General features: G+C 34.5%; 2 protein-coding genes. One reads left to right on the top strand and one right to left on the bottom strand.

All coding sequences use genetic code 11. The features are described 5' to 3' along the window. Positions 1–232 (bottom strand): FUSC family protein (locus tag ACFVSH_RS26715; RefSeq protein ID WP_387708840.1); only part of this gene is annotated, 232 nt, incomplete at its 3' end. A gap of 461 nt (positions 233–693) precedes the next feature. On the opposite strand from ACFVSH_RS26715, the gene ACFVSH_RS26710 reads away from it, so the two are divergent. Next, the gene (locus ACFVSH_RS26710) at positions 694–921 is read left to right on the top strand and encodes a hypothetical protein (RefSeq protein WP_387708839.1); all 228 of its coding nucleotides are present in this window, start codon (positions 694–696) and stop codon (positions 919–921) included. Positions 922–1,311: the final 390 nt, after the last annotated feature.

The raw sequence follows: 1,311 nt of genomic DNA, 5'->3' as shown, positions 1-1,311 counted from the left end.
GGAGTACAGTAACGGAAATACCAATCATGGTACCAATTACACGTTGTATGGATTGTTGGACCGTTTTATCAATTGTTGATTGAAGGCATAGAATGACCGAAAGTGGAGCTAAGTAAGGGTGGTCGGAACCCAATAGTTTTGATAATTCCCAGGATAGAGTAGAACCTATTGCTATTTTCCATATTAGAATCGAAAAGTTCTTATTTGGATTTTCATGTTTATTTGTTTTCATATTCACCTCGGGTAATATTCTACCTTTTTATAGAATCCCTCGTATTGTGAATTTTTATGTAGTTGATAAAGTCTCTGGCAAAAGAAAAAAGGAACGGTTATATCGCGCCTGGAGAAATACCTTTGTTAAATCGGGTTATTATTTGGATCTGGAAGATGACCCATCAGGGCTACCTGAATTCATGGCCGAAAGGATGAATCTTCCATAAGATAATAATGCGGTTATGGTAGCATCCTGGGAAGATATCCAAGCGGCTAATAAGACTTATTCCATATGATCGATTAGAAAATAAAACATGTGTAGGTGCCAGAGAATTTCTCATTCATTAAGACTTTACAGCACGCGGTGTTTTATTTAAGGATGGTGAGAATTATATATGGGAAAGCCATCAGTTAGCACGACGTGATTTTATCAAAGAAGCAAAATTAAAAACACCAATACTTGAATGGGAAGAGGATGGGGTGATTACATTATTGGATGAACCCGTTATTGATATCAGTTATATGGTCAATTACTTTTGTGAAGTGAGAGAGAAATACGGGCTAAATATCATTGTTGGAGATACGTTTCGTTTGGATATTGTGAAACAAGCATCAGAAGAAGCAGGGTTCAAAGTTTTATTTATACAAAACCCTCATGCAATCTATGCAAAACTTGCTCCTAGAGTTGAAATGGAGATAATCCATTGATGAAGTGGAATACAAATTACATTGTTGTAAAAGTTAAAAATGATGGAAATAAAGACTTTGTCAAAAAAGATGAAGTTAGGAGAAAGACAGTAGATTTTCAGCTTTTGACTACGCTCTGTGGCAAGCTGATCTAATACTAGTCGATGATGTGGACTTTTTCTTAGATGATATAGAATTTTAATAGGCCCTGTAAAAGGATGTTGTTGATTATATTAGAACTTCGGGGAAGGTTAGTTGCATAATGGTTCTGGAAAATATAGGTTAGTAAAGTTATACTCTTAAATATAAACTGAATTCATCGGGGGAGAAAATGGAATTATTTGTGGGAATAGCTCTTATACTAATTGTATTTTTTTCTTCAAGTATTATTGAAAACAGATTAAAGAATAT

This window comes from Peribacillus sp. NPDC058002, from assembly GCF_042886655.1.
Lineage (GTDB): Bacteria > Bacillota > Bacilli > Bacillales > DSM-1321 > Peribacillus > Peribacillus aracenensis.
The sequence above is the reverse complement of the archived record's forward strand: the minus strand, read 5'-3'. Positions and strand labels throughout refer to the sequence as shown.